General features: G+C 54.5%; 15 protein-coding genes. 12 read left to right on the top strand and 3 right to left on the bottom strand.

Translation table 11 applies throughout. The annotated features are described in order from the left end of the window. The first annotated feature begins 28 nt into the window (after positions 1 to 28). Positions 29 to 3,613, top strand: a complete 3,585-nt coding sequence (gene ccsA, locus LOC67_RS03960; protein ID WP_230261216.1) for a cytochrome c biogenesis protein — start codon at positions 29 to 31, stop codon at positions 3,611 to 3,613. Between the two features lie 232 nt (positions 3,614 to 3,845). Here the strand turns inward: ccsA and LOC67_RS03965 are convergent, their stop codons facing one another. Next, a complete protein-coding gene (locus LOC67_RS03965) occupies positions 3,846 to 7,574 on the bottom strand; it encodes a bifunctional proline dehydrogenase/L-glutamate gamma-semialdehyde dehydrogenase (protein WP_230261217.1) in 3,729 nt (1,242 codons plus the stop codon). A gap of 92 nt (positions 7,575 to 7,666) precedes the next feature. After that, entirely contained in the window at positions 7,667 to 8,974 is a 1,308-nt protein-coding gene (locus LOC67_RS03970; protein WP_230261218.1) for a hypothetical protein, read from the bottom strand. 79 nt (positions 8,975 to 9,053) lie between these two features. Here LOC67_RS03970 and LOC67_RS03975 point away from each other — a divergent pair, with 79 nt between their 5' ends. After that, positions 9,054 to 10,013, top strand: coding sequence for a bile acid:sodium symporter family protein (locus tag LOC67_RS03975; RefSeq protein WP_230261219.1), 960 nt, complete (start codon positions 9,054 to 9,056; stop codon positions 10,011 to 10,013). A gap of 167 nt (positions 10,014 to 10,180) precedes the next feature. Here the strand turns inward: LOC67_RS03975 and LOC67_RS03980 are convergent, their stop codons facing one another. Next, positions 10,181 to 11,425 (bottom strand): GspE/PulE family protein, encoded by a 1,245-nt coding sequence (locus LOC67_RS03980; RefSeq protein WP_230261220.1) that lies wholly within the window; start codon positions 11,423 to 11,425, stop codon positions 10,181 to 10,183. A gap of 72 nt (positions 11,426 to 11,497) precedes the next feature. On the opposite strand from LOC67_RS03980, the gene LOC67_RS03985 reads away from it, so the two are divergent. The 10 genes from LOC67_RS03985 to LOC67_RS04030 all read left to right on the top strand — a co-directional run bounded on the left by LOC67_RS03985 (position 11,498) and on the right by LOC67_RS04030 (position 25,061). After that, a complete protein-coding gene (locus LOC67_RS03985) occupies positions 11,498 to 12,070 on the top strand; it encodes an HAD family hydrolase (RefSeq protein ID WP_230261221.1) in 573 nt (190 codons plus the stop codon). Positions 12,071 to 12,207: 137 nt separating this feature from the next. After that, positions 12,208 to 13,944 carry a hypothetical protein gene (locus LOC67_RS03990; RefSeq protein WP_230261222.1) on the top strand — a complete coding sequence of 579 codons (1,737 nt, stop codon included), beginning with the start codon at positions 12,208 to 12,210 and terminating at the stop codon, positions 13,942 to 13,944. Positions 13,945 to 14,070: 126 nt separating this feature from the next. Further along, positions 14,071 to 15,222, top strand: coding sequence for a hypothetical protein (locus LOC67_RS03995; RefSeq protein ID WP_230261223.1), 1,152 nt, complete (start codon positions 14,071 to 14,073; stop codon positions 15,220 to 15,222). Positions 15,223 to 15,387: 165 nt separating this feature from the next. Beyond that, entirely contained in the window at positions 15,388 to 18,621 is a 3,234-nt protein-coding gene (locus LOC67_RS04000) for an ATP-binding cassette domain-containing protein (protein ID WP_230261224.1), read from the top strand. Between the two features lie 573 nt (positions 18,622 to 19,194). Further along, positions 19,195 to 20,670, top strand: coding sequence for a signal recognition particle protein (gene ffh, locus LOC67_RS04005; RefSeq protein ID WP_230261225.1), 1,476 nt, complete (start codon positions 19,195 to 19,197; stop codon positions 20,668 to 20,670). 52 nt (positions 20,671 to 20,722) lie between these two features. After that, entirely contained in the window at positions 20,723 to 21,148 is a 426-nt protein-coding gene (rpsP, locus tag LOC67_RS27250; RefSeq protein ID WP_261366357.1) for a 30S ribosomal protein S16, read from the top strand. A gap of 52 nt (positions 21,149 to 21,200) precedes the next feature. Continuing rightward, positions 21,201 to 21,890, top strand: coding sequence for a tRNA (guanosine(37)-N1)-methyltransferase TrmD (gene trmD / locus LOC67_RS04015; protein ID WP_230261226.1), 690 nt, complete (start codon positions 21,201 to 21,203; stop codon positions 21,888 to 21,890). A gap of 57 nt (positions 21,891 to 21,947) precedes the next feature. Further along, entirely contained in the window at positions 21,948 to 22,301 is a 354-nt protein-coding gene (gene rplS / locus LOC67_RS04020; protein ID WP_230261227.1) for a 50S ribosomal protein L19, read from the top strand. A gap of 126 nt (positions 22,302 to 22,427) precedes the next feature. Further along, complete coding sequence (locus LOC67_RS04025) at positions 22,428 to 22,919, top strand: YraN family protein (protein ID WP_230261228.1); 492 nt, start codon at positions 22,428 to 22,430, stop codon at positions 22,917 to 22,919. A 72-nt stretch (positions 22,920 to 22,991) separates the two neighbouring features. Continuing rightward, a complete protein-coding gene (locus LOC67_RS04030; protein ID WP_230261229.1) occupies positions 22,992 to 25,061 on the top strand; it encodes an arylsulfatase in 2,070 nt (689 codons plus the stop codon). The last annotated feature ends 19 nt before the right edge of the window (positions 25,062 to 25,080 follow it).

The following is a 25,080-nucleotide window of genomic DNA, read 5'->3' on the forward strand; positions in this document are numbered from 1 at the left end:
ACCTCGACAACCAACGTCCAAATCAATCATGGCTACGGTCAATTCAACATCAAACGCACTCGCGGCTGAGAAGAGCACTACGCAGTTCAGCCCGCACACAGTGCTGACGGCGCTCGGTTCGCTCCGGATCACCGTCGCATTGTTCGCAGCTTCGTTGATCATTGTCCTCGTCGGGACACTGGCGCAAGACGAACTGAACATGCAAGCGGTCAAGGCGCGATACTTCTTGACCTGGATCGCGCTTGTGCGGATCGATGACTTTTTCCCGCAAGCGTTTTACAACCACAGCAGCCCCATTCCAGGCGTGATCCCGTTTCCCGGTGGGTCGTTGATCGGATTACTGTTGATGGTGAACTTGATCGCTGCCAAAGCGACACGATTCAAAATCAATGCTTCGGGTAGTCGCCTACTTGCCGGCACGATTTTTATTATCGCCGGTATCGTGGTGGCCGGTTTGATCGTTGCCAGTGGTCACAGCAGTGACGGATTGCAAGGCGCACCGCCGATCTCCTACATCGCGTTGTGGCGGTGCATGCAAGCGATCGCCATCGCGTCAGGCTTTGGGCTGGTCGCTTGGTCGATGGGCTTGAAGCATAAAGGCTTGCGTGTGCTCGGCTATGTCGTCGCTGCGATCATTCTTGGTGTGATCTGCTACACCTTGATCACCGGTGGTCGTATCGGTGATCCCGGAATGCGGATCGTATGGCAACTCGCCAAAGGCCTTTTGGCCGGTTTGATTTTGCTTGTCGGTTGCAACCTGTTGTTCGGCAAGCAGGGTGGCAACATGCTGTTGCACCTCGGCGTCGGCCTGCTGATGGTTGGGCAGTTTGCCTTTGGTGATCGTCAGTTGGAACAACGGATCAATTTGATCGAAGGCGAATCGACCAACACCTTGGTCAACTTGGATAAGGTCGAACTGAACTTTATCGTTTCGTCGGAAAGCGAAGACAAAGTGATCGCTGTGCCTTCGGAAAAACTGGTCGCAGCCAAGCGAAGCGGTCAGGCGATCAGCGATGACGCTTTGCCGGTCGACATCAAAGTATTGGACTACTTTAAGAACTCGCAGTTGCGCCGCGCTCCGAAGGAAAACAATCCGGCGACCGCCGGGATGGGACTGCAATATGTCGCTGTCGATGTCCGTCAACGTGGTGGTGCGGAATCCGAACAGAACATGGCCTCAGCCTATATCGAGTTGCTGGACAAAGAGAGTGGCGAGCCTTTGGGGACCCACTTGGTTAGCCAGTACTTGTCTGATTCGCGGCTGATCGATCCGATCAAATTTCCGATTGATGACTTTGATGAAGTCACCGTCGGGGAAACCACCTACAAGCTAGGGATGAAATACGGTCGCGAAGTCAAACCGTATTGGGTGCACCTGGAAGACGTTCAGCGACGCAATTACAGCGGGACCGAGACACCGCGTGATTACAGCAGCTACGTGCGTATCATCGATCCGGAAACCGGTGAAGACCGTCGTGAACGGGTTTGGATGAACAACCCACTGCGATATCGCGGTGAAACGTTCTTTCAAAGCAGCTACATCCCACTTGCCGGCGGCAAAGAAATGACCGGCTTACAGGTGGTTCGAAACAGCGGATGGCTGATTCCGTATGTCGCGTGCAGCATCATGGCTCTCGGCATGCTTGCCCACTTTACCGGTGTGTTGAAACGATTTGTCGGTCGTCGTGAACGCGAACGTGTCAAACAGATGGCGGGGCTTAGTAGCGAACAACAGCTTCGATTGAAGTCTTCCAAACCGATCATTTGGGCGTCTTTGATTGCCGGATTATTTGCCGTCGTGATGTTGGTTCCCCGGCAGGAAATCAGCAACCGGATGCGTCCGGCCAATCGCGACCAAAGCTACGACTTTTACACCGCTGGAAAGATCCCGATTCAGTTCGGCGGTCGCACGATGCCTTTGGATTCGTACGCACGATTCACACTTAAAGCGATTAGCACCCGAGAATCGTTACCGGTCGAAAACGCTCCCGATGCGATCAAAGAACGCGTCAACGGAAGCAAAATGTCGGCGATGCAGTGGCTGATGGAAGTCGCCAGCAACACCGATGAGCATGCCGAGATGCCGATGTTCCGTATAGACGCGGAAGAAGTTCGTAGTCAGCTTTCATTGCCTCGCCGTCAAAGCAAGCTCTATTCGCTTCGTGAGGTTTTGGAAAACTGGCAGGCGGCAATGAAGTTGGTGACCAACGCTCGGGCTAAAGATGCTGCGGAGCTGTCTTTCAAAGAACGCGAGTTGCTTGAGCTGGATCAACGCACCAGGGAATACACACGCGTTGCGGAAACGTTCCAGCTTCCGAGCATTCGTTCGACCGACTCTGACGGCATGCCGGAAGATTTGCCGCCGGAGCTGCGTGAACGCTTTCGACTGATGAATCTATTTCAACGAATGAAGCGTTTGGAAGACATGTCGGTCGCTCGAATTATTCCGCCGACCGACGCAGAGATCGCCGCAAGTGTGAACGATCCAAAATGGAAGCCTTTCGCATCCGCATTCTTCATGGAGTTGATGTCCGAGCCTGATGAGTCTCAAACGGCGACCGCTGCGTTTTCTCAAATGATCGATACCTATTCCGATAACAAAGCTGACTACGCGACTTTCAACGAGGCTGTTGATGCACAGTTGGCGCTTTCGAAACAGGAGCCGATTCCAGGTCTGAACATCCGTAAGATCGCCGTGGAGCGTTGGATGCAGAACAATTCGCCTCGCTGGATCGCGTTTATCTTCTACGTTGTCGCGTTAATTTTAGCGGTCGGTTTCTTTGCGTTTGGCAATCACGGCTTGCGTAATGCGACTTGGGGGATCCTGCTGATTACGTTCTTGGTTCACTCGATCACGTTGTGCTGCCGGATTTATATCACCGGGCGCGCACCGGTCATCAATCTGCACTCATCGGCCGTGTTCATCGGCTGGGCTGCCGTGCTTGGCGGGTTGGTGATCGACAGGATTTTCCGGCTGGGATTCGGCAACATGATGGCTGCCAAGGCCGGGGCACTTTCATCGTTAGTCGCCTATAGCTTGGACAAGAATGACACGATGCCCGTATTGGAAGCCGTGTTGGATACCCAGTTTTGGTTGACCACACACGTGATCAGTGTCGCGATGGGATATGTGGCGACGATGGTGGCGGGCCTGTTGGGAGTTTTGTATCTGTTCTCGACTTGGTTCGGCAAAGATGACAAAGCCAAGGACGTTTACCGGATGACTTACGGGGCAACCTGTTTTGGAATTCTCTTTAGCACCATCGGCACGATCTTAGGTGGGCTCTGGGCCGACGATAGCTGGGGACGCTTCTGGGGCTGGGATCCGAAAGAGAACGGCGCGCTGCTGATCGTGATTTGGAACGCTTTGATGCTGCATGCCCGTTGGGATGGCATGGTCAAAGGGCTTGGCTTTTCTGTCTTAGCCATCGCCGGCAATATCATCACCGCTTGGAGCTGGTTCGGAACGAACGAACTGGGGATCGGACTGCACGCTTATGGTTTCACCAAAGGCGTGATGTTCTGGTTCGGATGCTTTGTCGCTTCGCAGATCCTTTTCATTGCGGCTGGCATTGTTACCGGATCGATCCGAAAGGCAAAACCGACCGCATAGTTCCGTGTCGCATAAAAAAACTCTCCCCGGACTAGTGCTTCGTTCCATATGAAAACACGGGTTCGGGGCATCAGCCGACGGGCGTTAGTCCCGGTTATTGCACTGAAACCGTGGCTAACGCCATACGGCTAATCCTAAAATCGAGTTAGAACGAAGGAGAGTATCGTTTAAACGGCGAGATGTAGGCGCCGTTTCAGATTGCGCTGATTTTTTAACCAGCGAACGTTGCCCGTTACTTGTTCTCTTTCGCTTCCAGCAAGGGGCGGCGACCGAGGTTGCCGTAGCGGTGGAAGTCATACGAGATCGACTGTTCGAGGACATAGCGGAACGTTTCGACTTCGGGATCATCAACCACAGCTTCAGCCAGAACCGTCACAAAGGCTGTGCGGCAAGCATCGAACAGCTCTTCGCTAAGTGGCTTATCAGCACACAGCAGTCTTAAGCGATCAACCCGTCCGTCGGAGATCCTGGAGGCGAGCGCCGTATCAGATTCTTCGATCCACTCGATTCGCCAATCTGATTTTCCGAAGCGAGCCAGTGATAGTGCGGTGTGCTCGATCAAGCCTCGGTTAGGATCATTGCCATTCATCGAATACGTCGCGTGGCAATTCGATGCGGCGGCAGCCAACATCGAAAGGGCGATCTCAGTTGTCGTCTCTTCTCCCGTCAGGCGAACGCGCAATTGATGCGGTGGTCGGTAACGTCGCAAGTTGTCTTGCCCAACCAAAATCACATGGTCATGCGTTTGGTTTAGTGTTGTGACCGCGTAGTCGCTGGCAACCCGTGCAAAGCGTTCGATGCGAGCTGTATCGACTGACAAACCGTCTTCGTCGATGACGGTTTCGATCGCTTCAAGAACGCTTTCGATTTGCGGTAGCGGTTCTTTACGGGTTGATTTCGATTCCGCAATCGCGGTGTCGCTGTTTTCGACATGCATCAGCGGAAGGACGTAATGCGGTCCGCCAGCCTTGGCCCCTGGGCCATAGGCACTTTTTCCAATGCCGCCGAACGGTTGTCGTAGCACGATCGCACCAGTTGTCGGCCGGTTGATGTAAAGGTTGCCTGCCGGAATCGATTCTCGCCAAAGCTGCTGTTCCCGATCATCCAAGCTCTCTAGGCCGCTTGTCAGTCCATAGCCGGTTGACGCGACCCACTCGATTGCCTGTTCCAATTTGGAATACTTCATCACACCGAGCACCGGGCCGAATAACTCGGTGCTATGGGTGAAGCTGCCGGGGCGAACGTTCCATTTGATGCCCGGGGTATAGAGCTGCGGATTTTCGTCAACGAGCCGAGGCCGGACGAGCCATTCTTCACCGCTTTCGAGTTCCTTGATGCCCTGTTCAAGTTCACCCGAAGGTGGGCGAATCAGAGGGCCAAGTTTGGAATCCAGTTTCCAGGCTGACCCCACGGTCAAGCTTTTTGCGGCGTCGGCGAGAGCTTCGCGGAAGGATTTGTCCTCGTAAAGTTCCTGATCAAGAAGCAGCAGCGAGGTCGCACTGCACTTTTGGCCGCCGTGGCTGAACGCGCTGTGTAGCACGTGTTTGATTGCCAAGTCACGATCGCACATCGCACTGACAATGGTTGCGTTTTTGCCACCGGTTTCTGCGATCAGGTGCAGGTCGCTTCGCAGACGTAGCATCTCTTTGGCGGTTTCCGTTCCGCCGGTCAGGACAACCGCATCGATCCGCTTGTCGGACACCAATCGGCTGCCCGCGCCGGCACCGCTACAAGGGATAAACTGCAACACATTCGGCGACACGCCTGCGTCCCAGAAGCACTTGGCGATCATGTAAGCCGGCAGAACCGTATCACTGGCCGGTTTCAAAATGACGGTATTGCCAGCCGCCAAGGCCGCCGCGATCCCACCACACGGGATTGCCAGTGGGAAGTTCCAAGGGCTAATGACTGCGACGGTTCCACGCGGCCGGCATGTCAGGTTGTCTCGGGTCAGATATTCTTTTGCTGTTAGCGGATAGAACTCGGTAAAGTCGATCGCTTCGCTGACTTCGGGGTCGGCTTCGGTGATGATCTTTCCGCCATCGAGCATCATTGAACCGATCAAATCACCGCGACGTTCTCGCATCAGCTGCGCTGCGGCACGCAGCAAGTCATTGCGATGTTCCCATGTGGTCGATCGCCAGTTATCAGGATCTTGATCGGCGATGGTGATTGCGTCGTCGACGTCTTGGTCGGTTGCCATCGTAAAGCGACAGGAAACGACTTCGGGACGCGAGGGATCAAACGATTCACGTTGGCGGCGTTGGCCATCCGGTTCGCGGGTTTCGTAGCCGATCTTTAGTGGCACCTCGATGTCTTCATCGCTTTGGTTGCTCCAGCGATTGACGATTGCTTTCGCCCATTGACTGTGATGTGGCAGTGACCAATCGGTATCAGGTTCGTTGACATAGTTCGACCAGTGATCGGCCGCGGCAGGCTGTTTGGCAGGTGCGAATCGGTCTTGCTGACGTCGTGGGCTGGTGTCGATATCGTCGATCAAGTCCAACGCCGATTTAAAGCCATCGGCCAAAGCCATCCAGGTGCTCGAATCCGGTGTCAGATGGAACGAGTAACGTAGGAAGTTTTCCGGACCGGTGTTTTCATCGAGTCGACGAATCAGGTAACCGATCGCGTTTAGAAAGTCTTCGCGTTTACAGGCCGGTGCGTACAGCAGCATCCTTGGGGTGGATTCAAACAACGCTCGACGCTGATGGTTTGCCATGCCTTCGAGCATTTCAAATTGCATGTAATCAAGCGCCGTTCCGGTCAGCGATTCTCCTGGCCGGAATGCATTGTCATCGTCGATCCGTTTCGTGCGTGCACCCCACAATAGTGCCAGCGAGATGTCAAACAGGTTGTGACTGGCAACACCGATACGAACGTGACCGGAGCCAGCTGCCTCGATCAACAGGCGAAGCATCCGTTTGAAGTTCGCGTCGGTATGTAGCTTTTGATCAAAGGGCGTTTGAGGCAGACCGATAAGGGATGCTTCGACGCGTTCCATTTCCATGTTCGCGCCTTTGACCAATCGAATCGTGATCGGTCGTCCGCCAGCTTTGACCCGCTCGGCTGACCAAGCGATTAGGTCCGCAAGTACACCGTAGGAATCAGGAACGTAAGCCTGTAGTGCGATGCCCGCACGGGCTTGTTCCAGTCCCGGGCGTGAGAGGGCTTTGCGAAAGACATCTGCGGTCAAATGAAGATCGCGATACTCTTCCATGTCCAAGTAAACGAATTTGGACGAACTTTGCCCATTGGACGTAAACCGTTCACGCACGGCGGCTCGGTATAGCAATTCCATCCGGTCGGCAACGATTCGAACGGTTTGGTCACGAGCGATCGTCGATACTTGACTGTAGACAGTTGAAAGCTTGACGCTGATACACGCGATTTCCGGCATTTGCAAAGCGTGCAAGTAATGATGTAACCGGTGCTCGGCTTCGTCTTCGCCCAGCAATGCTTCGCCCAGGAAGTTGACGTTCATCAACACGCCGGACTCTTGTCGTGCGGCGAGGTGTTCGCGAAGTCGGCTTTCTTCGGCGGGCAGAATGACGTTCGCGGTTTCCTGCCGCATTTTGTCTTTGACCATGGGGACGGCAACACCGGGAAGGTAGCCGCCAAAGGTTTGGAATCCCCGCAACATCGTTTGTTCCAGCGGACTGAAAAAACGCGGGATGCCCTGAATGTCCAACAGGTGTGTTAGCTGGTCGGCAACACGAGCGGAGCTGTGTGTCCGGAACGCTTGGTCCGTCATTTCGACCAAGGTTGCCTTGTCCTCGGGATGCTGAATCATCCGCGACAGTTCGGCCTGTTGCCGCTGTTCTTGCGGTGACTGCAGCTCGTGCGATCGGTTCAGCAGAGCTTTTGCCATCGCGATCGCCGCGTCGGCATCGTTGCCGTGTTGATCGGCAATCGAAAGAAGCTCATCAAGGTCCAGCATTGGGGTCGCAACAGGCATCATGTTCTCCTTGGGTGAAGATCCATCTTAACACTGCAATGCAGATTGCAAGCCAACCCAAGATCGAAGCCCAGACAACTGGACGCGCAGCCCCTTTACCTTTGTCGAATGGCCGGACCACCGCTGTACGGCGCCGTATCGCGGATCTCCGCCCGGGGGTCTGCTGCGATTGATACCGAAGGCGAAGAAGGCAAAAAGACTTGATTAAAAAGCCCAAGTGAACGCCCCGGCGGATCGACGAAAGCAGTGATCTGTCCCGACGGGACGGACTGCCCATCGGTCCACCCCAACTCCTTGCCGTAGCCATATAGGGCTACCCCGGGGCCAAGCGAATCACGGATACGATGACAGATACCGGTCAGCGTGGTGGTTTCATCGATGATCTCGAAATGCACCGCCGCTAGCTTGCATTCAATTCCGTTAGGGCTGGCGATCACTTGGGGATCAAGTTTCAACCCCAATTGATCACGCATCCGAATCAGGACCCTTTGTGGAAGACCCAAATCAGTTGCCTGAATCTCGCCTACCGCACTTACCCAACCCCCTGGGGTAATTTTGCAGCGACTCATATGGATATCCGCTTTCCCAACAACACGGTACCGCAGGCTGCGTGTCAGATCGACCAACTGCACGTTGTTCAACGAGCATCCACCCAAATCTAGCGTCCAGCCTTCGGGGGTTTCGGTGCACTTTAGCGTTCCAGTTAGCAAGGCTTCGTTGCCAAGCTTCGCTGCAGTTGGCAGGTATTCCGCGACCGCGGAGCAGGGCAGGGCGGTCCCATCGGTCGATAGCACCACACGGCTAAGTGGTTGTTCACCGGCCCGGTCGCGAAAGATCTCCGCGCGGATGCTGGGTTGATTGGGGTCCATACGGTCACGCGCTTCGATGACCAGTCGTACGCCATCTTTTTCTGGCGCCACGTCGGCCTTCAAGTGATTGAACGGAAGCGATCCAGTGGCGCTGACGATGCTGACGTCACGCGCCTCGACTTTGATGGGCAACGTTGTTTTGCTGGGGGATGACAGCATTCGATCGTGAACCAGCGACCAAGCTCGTCCGAGTCCCGAAGACCGAAGCGTCACTTGGTGTAGTAGCATCCCGATCTGCCGTTCCCCCCGGTAGTAGTCAACCAAGCGGATTTCAGCGACCGTCGCGTTGGTTTCGGGATCGTCCAGGCGGACGTTTTGCAAGGCATATTTTCCTGGTGCGACTTGGTCGAAATCGTCGATGTGAACGATCAGGCCGGTTTCGCGTCCCAGTTCATATTCGATCCGAGTAAGCTGGCGGTGCGTGTACCAAGGCGTCCACGTGACCAACACGGTTGATAAAACTAAGAAGGTGGGCACCGCGCAGCAGAAAACGAACAACAATCGAGCGATCGCTCGCTGGGTTCGTTCATGCATCCATGCACCTATCTAAGATGATTGCAGCCGGCTTACCGATTTTAAGTTTCCCGCCCCTGTCACCGGTAGACCGGTTTCCATGTTACGCACGATTCGGTCGCAATGGTTTTTGATAGCACTTGCGATCGTGTACCTGGTGGGGCATTTCGGAGCCGAACAATTCGTCGACCTTGCTAGCAAAAGTGGGTTGCGTTCGGTGATTCTCTTATGCGTCATGTGGGCGATGGGAATTACCCTTCGTCCAGACGCGATCGGACGCAGCGTTCGGCATCCTTCGGCAAGCCTTCTTGCGATCGGGATGAACATGATCGGCGTGCCGCTACTGTGCCTGCCGGCGATGTGGTCACTGCCAACGGAGTATGCCGGTGGTCTTTTCGTCGCCGGCTTGGTGCCGTGCACGCTAGCATCCGCATCGGTCTGGACACGCAAAGCTGGCGGTGATGATTCGATCGCGATGGTAACGACGGTGGTGACCAACCTGGCCTGTATCGCGATCGTTCCGATGGGAGTTCAGATCGTGCTGGCGATGCAAACTCGAGTTGCACCGTTGGCTCAGATGGAAAAGTTGCTTTGGTTCGTGGTTTTGCCGTTGGTCGTCGCCCAACTGATGCGGCGGATGGGGCTCGCCGCGTGGGCGGATCGCAACAAAAAGCGACTTTCGTTATTCGCCCAAATGGGAATTCTGGCGATGGTGTTTTTCGGGGCCATTGTCAGCCAAAGCTATGGAGACCGTGGTTCGGCCGGCGACGCGATCGTGATCGTCAGCGTGATCATTGCCGCTGTCTCGGTGCACCTAGCCGCGTTGACGATTGCGTACCTCTGGGCGCGAGTGATCAAGCTTCCGCGTGAGGAGCAGATCGCTGTCAGTTTCGCCGGAAGCCAAAAGACGTTGATGGTGGGATTGCAGATCGCAATCGATTGCGGCGTCAGCGTCTTACCGATGATGATTTATCACATCGGTCAATTGATTTGCGACACAATCGTCGCCAGCCGGTTTCGCAAGTGTGAACCTCATCCGCCGCAGGATGAAAGTCTCTGATCAGATGAGTGTTCCCAGATTCCCAACCACTAATCTTCGCTAATTGAACACTGATGGAGACTATGGACAGTCACAACGGAAAGTTTTTGTGCAGCAGTACTTGATTCGTGCGCACGCACCGTTCGCTGGTGCTAGAGCGTCGAGGCTCTGCTTCTGAGTCAGCAAGGCTAATCGCGGGCCGCATAGATCGATGCTTCGTCCAGTGTGATTACGCCTTGAAAGGCTTTGGCCAAAGCACTGATACGCAATGTGCGCATGCCTTCTTTGATGGCTTGTCGTTTGATTTCATCGGCCGAGGCATTTTCGAAAACTCGGTCCCGAATGTTGCCCGTCATTTCAAGCATTTCAAAAATCGCGATACGACCTTTGGAACCCGATCCGTTGCACTTGACGCAACCCTGCCCACGACAGAACGTCGCTTTGGCAGCTTGTTCTTCTGGGATACGAAGCGACTTCAGTTGTGCCGCCGAAATCTGAACCGGCGTTCGGCAGTGCTGGCAGATCCGACGCACCAATCGTTGGGCAATGATCAGATTCAGTGCCGAGTTGATCAGGAATGGTTCGACATCCATTTCACGCAGCCGGGCGATTGCCGACGCGGTGTCGTTGGTATGCAGCGTTGATAGGACCATGTGTCCGGTCAATGCCGCTTGGAACGATGTCTTTGCCGTTTCGGTATCACGAATTTCGCCCACCAGGATGACGTCGGGGTCTTGGCGAAGCAAAAGCCGCAGGACTTGTGGGAAGTCCATGTTCAATTCGCGGCGGACATTGATCTGTGTGATCCCGAACACTTCGAATTCGACAGGATCTTCGATCGTCGAAACGTTGCGATCCATTCGGTTGAGTTGATTGAGTGCCGAATAGAGGGTGGTTGTTTTGCCGCTTCCTGTCGGACCGGTGACCAAGATCATGCCGTCGGGTCGAGCGGTCGCGTTGTTCATCAACTGGGACTCTTTGGCGGTCATGCCCAGTTTTGTCAGGTCGGCTTTCAAGCCGGTGGCGTCGACGACACGCAAAACAATTTTTTCGCCAAAGCGAGTTGGGACCGAAGAGACACGATAGTCGATCGATCGGTCTTCGATCTTCAGCCTGAGCCGTCCTTCCTGGGGGCGTCGACGTTCGGCGATGTCCAATTCTGACAGGATCTTCACACGCGAAGAAATCGCGGGGTAGTCCGCCGACGGTCCGGCGGCAATTTGCGATAAAGTCCCGTCGACGCGCATCCGAACACGGAATGCTTGTTCGAAGGGTTCGAAGTGAATATCCGACGCACCGGCTTTAAGAGCCTTGACAAAAACGGAGTCACAAAACGCAATGTTTTCGGCGCCGGATTTGTCCGACGCGACGGCATCACGATCTGAATCCAGGCTGGACTTGACGGTAGGATTGATCGGTGGCGGCTGGTTCATGGTCGCTGGCCGTTAAGTTTTGAATTCGACGGCGGGGTTCCTAGAAATGGAGGGTTGTGAGATTCTGACGGTATGAATGCGAACGATTTTGAAAAGTATGACGGGCTGATTTTTGATTGTGACGGCACATTGGCAGATTCGATGCCGTTGCATTACGTCGCCTGGCGAGAAACTCTCCTTCGTTACGGGATAGAGTTCAGCAACGACCGATTTTACGCGATGGGAGGTATGCCCAGTGCGTCCATCGTGCAGATCTTGGCTGAGGAGCAAAATGTGGTCGTTGACGCGCCAAGCGTTGCCGATGAGAAAGAGGCAGCGTTTACGGAACTGATCGTCCAGGTGCAGCCCAAAGTTGCTGTTTGCGAGGTTGCCAAGGCATTTCACAAGAAAAAGCCGATGGCTGTTGCCAGTGGTAGCGGTCGTGACATCGTCAACCGGCAGCTGAATGCATTGGCGATCGCCGATCTGTTTTCAACGATTGTTGCCAGCGAAGACACCGATCGTCATAAACCTGAACCGGATGTCTTTTTGGAAGCCGCGGCAAGGTTGGGCGTCAATCCTGAACGCTGCGTCGTTTTCGAAGATTCGCCGCTCGGTTTTCAAGCCGCCGAAGCTGCCGGGATGGACTGGATCGATGTTCGGTAAGTGACGTTCGGTAAGGGCAGGGAAGTGTGATCGGGCGGACGTGTCACGATCATTCACCCCCAAGTGACTGATCGAACGTGCTATGGTTTGACTCCACGTTCGCGCCCGTCCGGTGTTCCATTGGTGCCTGTCCAACGATGACCGACCATCATTCCCACGACGTCTCATCGCTTGAAGCCGGCAAATTCCTTCCTGGAATTTCGCTGCCGCTGCAGGTATCCGAAGGTGGGCCGTCGAGGCATGCCTTTGATGGTTTTGTTCCGTTGCAAGTGGACGGACTTAGTCCTCTCGCGAAGAAGAATCTTTATCAGTCTTTCGCAGACGTCGTGCAATCACTCGATCAGTTGCATCAACAGTGGCGAGCATTCGGCAATGTGACGTTAAAGTCATTTCACAATCGCGGAACCGCGTCGGAGCCATTGGCGACATTGTGGATCGATTCCGGGAAACCGGATGACGTCCATTCGGGCGATCCCGAGTCGATGTACTTCACCGAAGACCGCTTGCGGCATGGGAAACCTGCAACCCCGTCAGACGACTGGTACGCATTGGGGATCGTCCTGGCCGAAGTCGCGTTGGGAACCGCGGCGGTTGCAAAGATTTGGCAACTCTGCCGACAAGATGGCAAGTTCACCGAAAAGCTTTTGAAAAACCTAAAGCGATCGCGCGGCAATCATGCGATCCGCAAAACGGCGATTCGTCTGATCGAAAGTTCGTTGGCACAGTCAGTCGAGCCACAGAAGTTCGCTATCCGAATCGCAAGCCAGCAAACCAACCGCACAGCACTGCGAATTTCCTTCGCGGCAAGCCTCCTGACGCTTTTCCTGACTTGTGGCAGTTTGTACTTGAGCAATCAAGCAATCAAACAGCGCCAGCAGGAGCTTCAGAATATGGAAACGATGCTGAAGGAAACCGAAGGCAAGATCGCGGAGCTAGAGCAGGCAGCCGCCCAGCAAAAGCTTCAGCCGCCACCGGAACCACCGCCGAACGTTCCACAGCCTCCCGTGGTCAATCCGGAGATCCGACAACAGCGACGTTGGCAAAACGAGATCGCCGGTCTGGCATTGATGGAAGCGATCGCACAAGCGGAAGCTTCCACACCCGACGGCGAGTCCTTTCCCAATGGGTGGGTGCAGAGCTTACGGCAAGTGGCGGCGATGAAGGGACAGAAACAGTGGCGTCTGTTTGATCAGCCACTGCGGCTCCGGGTGCAGCGTTTTGTCGACGAACCTTGGGACCGTGTCGGATATGAAAATGTGGTTTCTCGGATTGATGCTTTAAATGAAGCGCACTCACGCTGGTCGACTTGGGCACGAAGTGATAAGTCACTCGACCGGATCAAGGAACAGCATTCTTTGATGGCGTCAGGACGCGTGAAGGATTTCCTTGGCGATTGGTTAGCCCAAGCCATCGAGACTCGTCAGTTCGAATTGGAAATCGTGAACGCGGCAAACCCGAATGCGATCGAAGGGGTCAATCACGTGGTGGGATTTGAAACGTCCAATGATTCCGAATCCAAGAAATGGGATTGGACGGTTTCCGAAGGGGAGCGTGCGACCACGACATTGAAGGTCGACAGCTATCTTGCCGGTGATCGGATGCGAGTCTGGCTGCAGATCGATGGAACGTTGTGGAATTCGACGGTCATTGATCACACGTTTGCCAGTCCACTGCTGTTGTGGCAATTATCAAAAAACTTGAAACTCGAAGACAGTGCCAGCGGCTATGCCTTATGGGTTTACGCCGACGCTCCGTACGGTCCGCCCATCAAACTTGAAACCTTGACGCTGACCGGCAGCGAGTTGGAATCAAATGGCACGCCAAGTTCGATTGGTCAGAAAGTCGTCGACCCGTTGGAATCATTGCCGTTCTAGAATGAACGGTTATGAATGGGGTGATGCAGGCAGTCTGGCGTTGACGTCGATCGCATCCACGCAATTTCGAAGTGCTACCGAGTATCCGGCCGCGGTTAGATATCGCTACAAAATCAAACAAAGATCATGAAGTCAAAACTCATATTCACGTTGGCGTTTGGCGCATTGTTGTTTTTCGCTGGCAACACGATCGCCGAAAATACGAGCGACTGGCTGAACGTTGATTCCGAAACTGCGAAGTCGAGCAAGAAAATCGATGAACGCGAACTCGGTAAACGCTACCCGGTTGGGAAGAGCTGGGCCGCAACCAAAGTGCTTCGTCTGCAAGGTTTGGCGGTCAATGAAAACTGGGGAATCGAAGGACGAACGAATGTTGTCTATACCAACCGCTACTCCGGGAAGACAACGGTTCTGGACAACCGCTTAGGCGACATCACATTTGAAATCCAAGTCTTGGAGGCATCGCAGCAGCGGATTGTCAGCGAGAAACGGCTGCGAGTGGCTGACTTTAGCGACGCGTCGCCAATTCTGAAAATTGGATTGGAACAACTACTGGATGTCACGCGAACGGCAGTCCCTCCCGCTGACGTTGCTTACAAGCTGTTGGTGACGTACGGCAAAGTTGATCCGCGTTATGAAAAAGCATTGACGCGTCTGGCCGAAGTCGGCGGATTTGATGTTGAGCGATTGACGCAAATTGCAGAAGCTCGGTTGGTCGAAGACCCCGAACAGTATTCTGGATGCACTTTCGAAGTCATTTGGTCGAATGGTTTAGGCATCACAAAAGTTCGGCAGACCGCTGGTCCTGTCACTGTCAAGCTTGATGACATTCGGCGTTGGGCCCAAGCGGCAGATCCTTTGCTGGATTACTACGTCATGGAAAATGCGAATCGGCCAGTCAACGATAGCTGGGAAGTCAGTGCCGACAATGCAAGTTCAATGCTCGTTCATGGCGGTGGGACTTCCGAAGGTGAGCTGAAACTTCGTTACCTTCGCGATGCGATTTATGACGGCAAGACCTGTCGTCAGTTGGCGATCCAGTCCGGAGATTTGACATTGATGTTGGATCACAACGCGAAAGCCTATGATGCGCGGGTGCGAGGGATACAAGGAAGAGTCTACTTCGGAAAAGACGATTACCTAATCCTGCAAGCCAACGGCAACTGTGACATTAAGGCAAACGTGCGTAGCAAAAATCACTTGCTCTTTGGCACAAAGTGGCAGCGCGACGTGCAAACCGATTTCCGCTACGAAGCCAAATTGCTTAGCAATAACTGAGTACGTGTAGTCAACCCAAGATGATGAACCCAGCGTGGTGAGTTGTTCTCTGTGAATATCTGTCCTAGTTGTCAACGAACCATCGATTCAGGTGCTCAGGTTAGGGCAGGGCAGGGGAGTGGTGTTTGCAGCGAGTGTGAATTTCCGCTGTCGCGACTGATCGCTTTGAAGGCCCGCTCGGGATTCGAAGCAAACTTCGGCTCAAGCGTTTCGGTAGCCGAATCAGCATCTGAACGGTCCGTTGTTCAGCGGCCTGCGATTGAATACCAGAACGCCAGTGAAGTCATCTCGCTGGATCGCGAAGTTGTCATCGGTCGAGAGCCAGTAAAAGCCGATGGCGTTGAGACTCGTGCAATTCGGCACCGCGAACTGAGTCCGGTGCATGCGCTCGTCTTGATTGACGCGAAGGACAGGAAATGGATTTGCCGGATTGCCTCGGATGCTGGACTGTTCATCGACGGGCGACCTGTCACGGCCGGTTTGTTGTTGCCCGGGACCGTTGTGCAGTTGGGACCGTTGGCTTGGCGGGTTGATCATGATGCGGAACGTCTGCATCCGGTTCGCCCTATCGCCGGGTTTGATCTAGCGATTGATGCAGAAGTGCCCGGTCGACTTTGCCCGACCAAGCTTGCCATACGCCATGGGCAGATGACCGCAATCGTCGGCCCTAGCGGCTGTGGGAAATCAACGTTGTTGGAGACCATCCGCGATGGTAGCGGACTGAAGAACGATGTTGATGTCCGTGGCCGAGTCTATTTCGTACCGCAAAAAGATTTGGTTCATTCGGATCTGCGATTGGGCGACGCACTCGAATCGATCGGCCAGATCTACGGACGTGAGATTCTGCCCTATGAGATCGATGAAGCTTTAGACGCGGTCGGATTGCCGATCGAAGCGAAGCACCGATTTCCGAGTCAGCTTAGTGGTGGGCAATTGCGCCGCTTTCGGATCGCGGGTGCGTTGTTGAGTGGTGCCGGTGTGATTGTTCTTGATGAACCCGATAGCGGTTTAGATCACCAAACGGCCGACGAAATTATCTCACTGCTTCGGTCCTTATCTGTCTGTGGCGCGAGCATTGTTGCGGTAACACATCACCGGCATGTGTTGGCCAAATTCGATCGCGTGATTGAAATGGCGACGAGCGATCAGGGCGGTTGTGTCTTGGAGGCCGAATCGGCATCGACTCAGTCACCCTTGGTGCCGGTGCCCGATGATGACTTGACCGAACGCATCGGCGGGTTTCGCCGATTGAGAATCCTGTTGCGACGTGAGCGTCAAAAGTTAACTTCACCGAAACTCGTATGGCTTCGCTTCGGACCGCTGTCGCTTCCACAGTTGGTTGTCAGCCTGCTGATGGTTCCTATGTTATTTGCGATCGCGGTGGCGATCAGTGTCCCGACAGATCCAGATCGGGATGTCCTTGATGGTCTTTACGGTGCAATAGCACCGATGACGCGGTTGGGGTTCATGGCGGTGGTTTCGGTGATTTGGATGTCCGCAAGTGGCAGCCACTTGTCGATCACACGCGACCGCGAATTGATTGACTACGAACGCTCGCATGGCATCGGTGATGCTGCCATGCTGTTTTCGAAGTCGCTCGTGTTGGCGATAGCAGGCGTGCTGCAAACGCTCGTCTTTGCGGTTTTGCTGGACTTGATCCGCTATCGATATCTTGACCTGTCATACTTTGTCGATGAGCGTGCAAGCCAGCTTGTCGGTGTCGCCTTGTGTTTGGTTCTGGTGTCAATCGCGGCAACGATGTTAGGGGTGTTGATATCCGTTGTCGCTGGGCGGACGCCATTATTGGCAGCGGCAATGCTACCGGTCATCATGATGGTACAAATCCTTTTTAGTGTCCCATTTGCCGTTTCGAATCCCGACGGATATGAACCCCTAGCGGACTATGATCGTTTGACAGTCATCTCCGACGATGGTGGTGAAAGTGTTACAGCAGATAGCGAAGATGAATTTGCGTGGGAAGATGAAGTCGAGCCGGAACCACTATGGCTGACTTCGTTGATTTCCTACACGACATTGTCTCGTTACGGTGACAAGTGGCTGCGCAGTTTTGCGGTCAGTCCCGAGCCACCCGAAAATGCATCGACCGTACAGTGGCGTTCGGCGGAAACTTTGCTGGGGCTGACATTCGGGTGCTTTGCGATGGCGTTTGCGACGCTAAAACTTCAAATCAAACGATTGGGACGACCTCGTCAGTTGCGACTCGCTAGCGCTAGTGCAGCGCTAGTAGGGTGGCTTGTCTTTGGTTTGCTTATTTGTGGTTCCGTTGGGATTGAACATGCCGCGGGGCAGGATTCGGAATCTTCAAATCAAGTCATTGCCATTGAGATAACCGATGGACGATATGACCAGAATGCGATTGTCGAAGCATTCGGTGGTCGTGCGGAATCGAAGCCTCGATTGCGCACTCTTGATGGCCAAGACCGTTTGGGATTGGTCGCGTTAGAGTTGGTAGGCAAGATCAAGTTCTCGCTAAATGACCAGATGCTAAAAATCGAACTTGTCAAAACGCCGAAATGGGAATTGATGCGGCACCTTGCGCCGCCGCAGCTTGTCGGACGAGATGAAGCGATCGGCAAAAATGATGTCGTCGTTTTTGTTCATGGCCTTGAAGGCGGCGCGAGCACGTTCGCAGCGGCTCAGAAAGAGCTTGATGCGCAGGACATCGCGTGGATGCGATTTGAGTATCCCAACGACGGCCCGCCTGATGAAATCGGTGCGATGTTGGCGCAGACGCTTGAGCAATTCCACGACGACAGTCCACGAAGTCGTTTGCATTTGGTTGCCCATTCCCTGGGTGGATTGGTGTCCCTGTCGGCGGTCACGCACGAGTCCGCTCCGCACAACGCGATCGACAACGTGTTTACCCTGGGGACACCGTTCGGCGGTTCCACGTTGGCGTCCTTTCATGACGAGTTGGAACTGTTTGATGTGTTGTTCCGCTTGGCAACGGTCACACGTGGTGCATTGAACACCGTCGCGGATGGTCAGGGCGAAGCGGCGCAGGCGTTGCGACCGGGCAGCGATTTTTTGCGGGACTTACTGGCGAGGCCTCGACCCGCGGGCGTCGACTTTCACGTCGCCGCCGGCACCAAAAGTTTCCTGACCGACCAGCGGCGCGAGCAACTTTCGAAGTCGCTTCCCCAAGAATTGAAACGATTGAGAATCGATCCGAAATACGCTGAGCGGCTTGAGAAGCTACTGCAGGCGGACGAGTTAGATGACGGAGCTGGCGACGGAGCGGTCAGTATTGATAGTGCGATGTTGTTGCCGAATCCCCAGTCTCGGGTTGAGTTTCCGTTGACCCACCTGGGTTTGGTCAGCGACAAGGCGCCGTTGCGGTGGGTTTTGGAAACGGCGGGGTTGCAGTCGACTAAGTAGCCCTATCAGCCGCACCGCGTTAGCGGCGGTTTTCGGATGGACAACCGGGGCTAACGCCCATCGGCTAATCGGAAGACCATCTTCTTATGAGCCGCACCGCGTTAGCGGCGGTTTTCGCACGGACAACCGGGGCAAATGCCCATCGGCTAATCGGAAGACCAGATTCTTATAAAACCCACCGCAAAAACGTTTCGTACCCCCGGTTCCCTCATTTGAGGGGCGCGGCGATTGGAATGGTCCTGTGACCGTGCATCGGACGCGGGGGGCGATACCGGTTGGGGGAGTCACGGTTGACTATTGGCTGTGAATTTGCGGTCCGAGTGTGACTTTGGCCCAATTTTCGCACTCAAAGAGCCGCTTTCTCCATTTACAACATCCCGGTATGCCTCTTACACTGCCGGGCTTTCCCGCGACCGCTATAGGTGTGCTCGCACGGGTCGCGGGTTTACCCAGATTGCCAACCACCTTTGGCGATGCTGTCCCGGCCCCCCTGGCCAGCGTCAGGAACCTTGTTTTTGACGTTTGTGACTCCTGGTAATTAACCCAAGATAATTGTTTACCCCCTGATTTCGCGTGTTTGATTCCCTTTCCGAAGGTTTGCAGTCGGCGTTCAAAAGCTTGCGTGGCAAAGGCAAGCTGACCGAAGGCAATATGCGCGAAGGGCTGGATATCGTTCAGCGATCACTGCTGGAGGCGGATGTCAGCTATCCCGTCGTCCAGGAATTCATGGGGCACGTTTCCGACCGAGCGTTGGGCAAAAAGGTTTTGCTCAGCTTGCGTCCGGAAGAAGAGCTGGTTCGCATCGTCCACAGCGAACTGGTTTCGATTTTAGGGCCTGTCGACCCTTCGATTCACCTGAAGAAAGACGCGCCCACGATCATCATGCTCTGCGGTTTGCAGGGTAGCGGTAAAACGACCACCTGCGGAAAGCTCTCGCAGCTGCTTGTCGAGCAAGGTGTGACGCCGACGTTGGTTGCGGCCGACTTGCAGCGTCCGGCCGCGATCGAGCAATTAAAGGTGGTCGGTGAGCAGGTCGGCGTGCCGGTCTACACCGAACCAGACAACAAAAACCCCGTTGAGGTTTGCAAAAACGGCGTTGCCAAGGCGAAAGCCGATGGCTCACGCGTCGTTATCCTTGATACCGCGGGTCGTTTGGCAATCGACGAAGAGTTGATGGCCGAGCTTCAGAAGATTGACAATAAGGTTGGCCCCGACCAAGTCTACTTGGTTGTTGACGGCATGACCGGTCAAGACGCTGTTAACAGTGCCGATGCGTTTAACAAGGCGTTGGAGCTTGACGGTGTCATCATGACCAAGCTCGATGGCGATGCCCGTGGTGGGGCGTTGTTATCGGTCAAGCATGTCACCGGGGTGCCGATCAAGTTCATCGGGACTGGCGAGCATCTCGACGCGCTGGAACCCTTCCGTCCGGAGGGAATGGCGGGCCGGATCTTGCAGATGGGCGATATCGTCGCCGCCGCTGCAGAAGCTCACCGAATCGTCGATGAAAAGGAGCGTGAGGAACTGGAAGCGAAGATGGCTTCCGGCGAGTTCACGCTCGACGATTTCAAGAACATGATGGAAAAAGTCGCTCGGCCTGGTTTGATGGGCCGAATGATGAGCTTGATGCCCGGAATGGGGCAATTCAAGGAAGCACTGGAAAGCGAAGAAGCTGCCGGTGGGATCCGCCAAACGATTGGTGCGATCAACAGTATGACGGCAGCCGAACGGCGCAACCCCAAGATTATCGATGCCGCACGGCGGACTCGGATCGCGAAAGGGGCCGGCGTTCAAACGCCCTTGATCAGCCAGCTGGTCAAGCAATTCGAAGTCATGAAGCCTTTGATGCAGAACATGGCAGGCGGTTCAACAATGGACCGAGCTAAGATGATGCAGCAGCTTCAAGGCGCGATGACCAGCGGCAATGGCTCGCTGGATTCGATGCGGGTCAAAAAAAGCACGGGCAAGCGATTGTCCAATGCCGAAAGGGCCAAGCTAAAGAAAGAGCGTGACAAACAGAAACGCAAAATGAAACGCAACAAGAAATAGCGTTTTGAACCGATAATCAAATACACCTTTTTTCCTACTTAGTGAGTTTGAAATGGCAGTTCGAATCCGTCTGAAAAAGATGGGTCGCACCCACCGACCGTTCTTCCGCGTTTGCGCGATGGATCAACGTTCGCCACGTGACGGACGGGTGATCGAAGAGTTGGGTTACTACGACCCCATGTGCCCCGAAACCGATGCTCGCGTCCAATTGAAGGCCGAACGCGTCGATCACTGGTTGAGCGTTGGTGCTCAGCCAAGTGAGAAGGTCGCTGTGCTGATCAAAAAGTACGGTAGCAACGGAACCCACTTGGATGCCCAAAAAGAAGCTCTCGAGCGATTGGGTAAGCGAAAAGAATACACCCCCGCACCGCCTGCACCACCGAAACCGGCTGCTCAAGAAGCTCCTGCCGAAGAAGCGGCTGCAGAAGCTCCCGCCGAAGGTGATGCTGCTGCGGAAACCGAAGCGGCTGCAGAGTAGTCGTCCAAGCGGTTTGTTGGTTTGTCTTTGATCGCCGTGAGAGGTTGATTCGATGCGATTCGACATCGTCACACTGTTCCCGGCGATCTTTGATGGCTACCTAACGCAGAGTTTGCTGGAAAAGGCGATCGCGAAAGATATCGTCCAAATCCACCGGCATGATCTGCGCGATTGGGCTGCTGACACACCACACCGCAAAGTCGATGACCGTCCATTTGGTGGCGGGCCTGGGATGCTGTTGCAAGTCGATGTGACAGTGCCTTGTGTCGAAGACGTTGACCGAATGGTTGCGACCCCGGCGCGAAAAATTTTGTTGACCCCACAGGGCAAACGTTTCGATCAGCGAATGGCAGAAGATTTTGCCACGAGCGAGCGGTTGATGTTGCTCTGCGGACGCTACGAAGGGTTCGATCAACGGGTGATCGATATCCTTGAGCCCGAAGAGGTCAGCATTGGTGATTTCGTCCTCAACGGAGGCGAAGTCGCCGCGATGACAATCATCGATGGCGTCGTCCGGCTATTGCCAGGCGTGCTGGGCGATGAGAACAGTAACATTGATGATTCGTTCAGCCGAGGAAATCGGTTGCTCGAATTTCCACAATACACCCGACCAAGGGATTATCGCGGACATAACGTCCCCGAGGTTCTATTAAGCGGAAACCACGAAGCTATCGCCGAGTGGAGAAGCCAACAGAGCCGAATCCGAACTGAACAGCGACGCTCGGATTTACTGAGCGACTGAATCAACATTTCGATCATCAACCGACCAATAACCTGATTTAGTGAAGGGCTTTTAGCGATGAGCCAAGCGATCCTAGAAAAAGTCGAACAATCCTCGATGAAGGAAAATCCGCCCAAGTTTGAAATCGGCGATACCGTCGATGTTCACTTGCGGATTCTTGAAGGCAACAAAGAGCGAATCCAAGTTTTCACCGGTGTCGTGATCGCGATTAGCGGTAGCGGATCGAAAGAGATGTTCACCGTTCGACGAATCGTTGCCGGTGAAGGTGTGGAGCGTAAGTTCCCAATCCACAGCCCACGTATCGAGAAAGTCGAAGTGAAACGCAGCAGCGTCGTTCGCCGTGCGAAGCTTTACTTCTTGCGTCAACGTGTTGGTAAGGCTGTCCGTTTGAAAGAACGTCGTCGATCCTAATCGCATCTAGGCGATTCGCTTCGCACATCGCGAAGCAGCTGTTAAAACGAATTCGTTTCGCGGCCATCGCTAGTCTCGCACGCCGCTGTGCTTGACCGCGAAACGATTGGGACTGAAGTGAACCCTATGTCCCGATGTCAGGCCTTGCTCGATACCGCTCAGAAATGGTTGCAGATCCGCAAGTGGATGCAACGTATCGATCAGTGGCGTTTCGGATCCGTCGATGTTGAAGGTCCGATCGGGTTGCGTGGCGAGCAAACGGCCGCGCGACTGCTGCGAAAGAAAGGCTTGCTCATCATCGCGGCAAATGAATCTGACCGCGCCGGCGAAATCGATCTGATCGCCGCTGACAAGAAATCACGATTGCTGATCTTTGTCGAAGTTAAAACGCTGAAGACCACGAAACCGGGGCATCCGGCCGATCGGGTCGACTCTAACAAGCAGCGTCGCATCACGCAGGCCGCACTACGATTCTTGAAAAGGCGTGGACTGCTCGGTACGCCCTGTCGGTTTGATGTTGTTGCCATCTGGTGGCCGAATCCCGCCAGCGACCCCGACCGCATCGAGCACTACGAAGCCGCCTTCGAAGCCGTTGGGGATCATCAGATGTGGGCCTAGCCGGATCGTCTTGTTGATAAGGTATCAACGACACTGGCTGAGCCGCACTTTGCCGGATCATGATCGATTAGAATGGCCGAGTCCCACCTCGCTTTCCTCCATTCGGTTGACATGATGCGTCTACGATGCCTTTTGCCCCTCTTCGGACTCCTGTTCTTTTCGCTGGTTCAAGTGTCGGCAAGTGATGCCGGAACCAAGCCCAACGTGATCTTTATCTTGTTGGACGACATGGGATGGGGCGACTTTGGTGTTCTGCATCAAAATGGTTTGACGGATCACAAAAGTCATCGGACTCCTCTGCTGGATCAGATGGCCAGCGAAGGCGCGCAGTTACGGGCGCACTATTGCCCGGCACCAGTCTGTGCGCCCAGCCGTTCATCGCTATTAAGCGGTGTCCATCAAGGTCACACGGAAGTCCGCGACAATCAGTTCGACAAGGCTTTGGCAAACAACCATACGCTCGCTTCGGTCATGCGAACGGCAGGCTATCAGACATGGCTGGTTGGCAAGTACGGATTGCAGGGTGGTGCCGAGCGCAAGGGTGACGACACGGCAACGCCCGAACAGTGGGATGCCTATCCAACAAAACGTGGTTTCGATCGATTCTATGGCTACGTTCGTCACCGCGATGGCCACGTGCATTACCCCGCCGAACAATGGCCGCTGGGTGATAGCGAAAGCCATCGTTCACCTAAGCAGGTCTGGTTCAACGATGACGAAGTCAGTCAGGATCTTGCCAAGTGCTACACCACCGATTTGTTCGCGGCACGGGGAAAGGACTGGATCATCGACCATGTTAAAAGCGATAGCGAGCAACCGTTTTTTCTTTACCTTGCGTTTGACACGCCACACGCCGCGCTTCAGTTGCCGTCGGTTGAGTTTCCAGAAGGCTACGGAGTGAATGGTGGATTGCAGTGGCTCGGCAAGCCGGGCCAGATGATCAATACCGCGACCGGAACCGTCGACGGATATCGGCATCCTGAGTACACCGGCCATGGCTGGTCCGATGCTGAGGAACGGTTTGCGACCATGGTGCGCCGGATCGATAACGCCGTCGGCGACCTTTTGCAGACACTGAAAGACCTATCCATTGATGACAACACCATGGTCGTGATCAGTTGTGACAATGGCCCGCACCACGAGTCATACCTACAAACGCTGGACGGTAAGCGGGTCAACTACACGCCTCAATCGTTTCAGTCTTATGGGCCATTCGATGGGACGAAGCGTGACGTTTGGGAAGGCGGGATTCGTGTCGGTACCCTGGCGTGGTGGCCCGGTAAAATTCCTGCGGGATCGAAGAACGATCATCCTTCGCAGTTTCAAGACTGGATGCCAACGTTTGCCCATGCGGCCGGTGTCGCCCCGCCGGCCCGGACCGATGGCGTTTCGCTGCTGCCGACTTTGACTGGTCAAGGAGAGCAGCGACAAGGGCAGGTCTATATCGAGTATTTCCAAAACGGACGCACGCCGTCTTATGGGGATTTCGAAAAGCAGAAGCAAAACCAGCGCAGGCACCAAATGCAAGTTGTGTTTGTCGATGGCTACAAGGGCGTTCGTGTGAATATTCAAAACCACAAAGATGACTTCGCGATCTACGATGTGAAGAACGATCCCAAGGAACTGAACAACCTTGCCGGGACGTCACCCGAGTTCGAGGTGCTGCAAAAGCGAATGCACGATCGGGTGTTGCAAATTCGACGTAGCAATGAATCAGCCAAGCGTCCCTATGACGAAGAACCGATTCCGGGTGCGGCTATCGAACCTTCGTCCCAATGGGCTTATCAAAGCTTTAAAGGCAAATTCGCTTACGTTCCCGATGTGGCCGGCTTGACCGCCGATGATTCGGGGACTTCGGCGAAGATGGATTCCGCTGCGACTAGTGGTGCAGTCCAGTATCAGGGCAGCTTTACGGCTGATGAGACTGGCTGGTATGAAGCAACGTTGAAGTGTGGCACCAAGACCTTTGCAAGGATTCATGATGCCGCTCTAATCGACGCGGACTTTAACTTTGAAAAAGGTGAGACTTTTCAAACCAAGATTTGCTTGGCCAAGGGCGTTCATCCGGTCACCGTCACCACGTTGGCTGGCGATGATTCAAGTGTTCAGCTCGATTGGAAGTACATCGGAAATCAAAAGTAAACTGGCGGGATCGCTGCTG

Origin of the sequence: Stieleria sp. JC731 (genome assembly GCF_020966635.1) — a bacterium.
In the GTDB taxonomy this organism is placed as follows: domain Bacteria; phylum Planctomycetota; class Planctomycetia; order Pirellulales; family Pirellulaceae; genus Stieleria.

Bases quoted from the DNA above. Each gene is read 5' to 3' on its own strand.
- LOC67_RS03995 (WP_230261223.1), top strand. From the start codon at position 14,071: ATGAAGTCAAAACTCATATTCACGTTGGCGTTTGGCGCATTGTTGTTT.
- LOC67_RS03975 (WP_230261219.1), top strand. From the start codon at position 9,054: ATGTTACGCACGATTCGGTCGCAATGGTTTTTGATAGCACTTGCGATC.
- LOC67_RS04030 (WP_230261229.1), top strand. From the start codon at position 22,992: ATGGCCGAGTCCCACCTCGCTTTCCTCCATTCGGTTGACATGATGCGT.
- rplS (WP_230261227.1), top strand. From the start codon at position 21,948: ATGAGCCAAGCGATCCTAGAAAAAGTCGAACAATCCTCGATGAAGGAA.
- ccsA (WP_230261216.1), top strand. From the start codon at position 29: ATGGCTACGGTCAATTCAACATCAAACGCACTCGCGGCTGAGAAGAGC.
- LOC67_RS03965 (WP_230261217.1), bottom strand. From the start codon at position 7,574: ATGATGCCTGTTGCGACCCCAATGCTGGACCTTGATGAGCTTCTTTCG.
- trmD (WP_230261226.1), top strand. From the start codon at position 21,201: ATGCGATTCGACATCGTCACACTGTTCCCGGCGATCTTTGATGGCTAC.
- LOC67_RS03985 (WP_230261221.1), top strand. From the start codon at position 11,498: ATGAATGCGAACGATTTTGAAAAGTATGACGGGCTGATTTTTGATTGT.
- LOC67_RS03990 (WP_230261222.1), top strand. From the start codon at position 12,208: ATGACCGACCATCATTCCCACGACGTCTCATCGCTTGAAGCCGGCAAA.
- LOC67_RS03970 (WP_230261218.1), bottom strand. From the start codon at position 8,974: ATGCATGAACGAACCCAGCGAGCGATCGCTCGATTGTTGTTCGTTTTC.
- LOC67_RS03980 (WP_230261220.1), bottom strand. From the start codon at position 11,425: ATGAACCAGCCGCCACCGATCAATCCTACCGTCAAGTCCAGCCTGGAT.
- LOC67_RS04025 (WP_230261228.1), top strand. From the start codon at position 22,428: ATGTCCCGATGTCAGGCCTTGCTCGATACCGCTCAGAAATGGTTGCAG.
- rpsP (WP_261366357.1), top strand. From the start codon at position 20,723: ATGGCAGTTCGAATCCGTCTGAAAAAGATGGGTCGCACCCACCGACCG.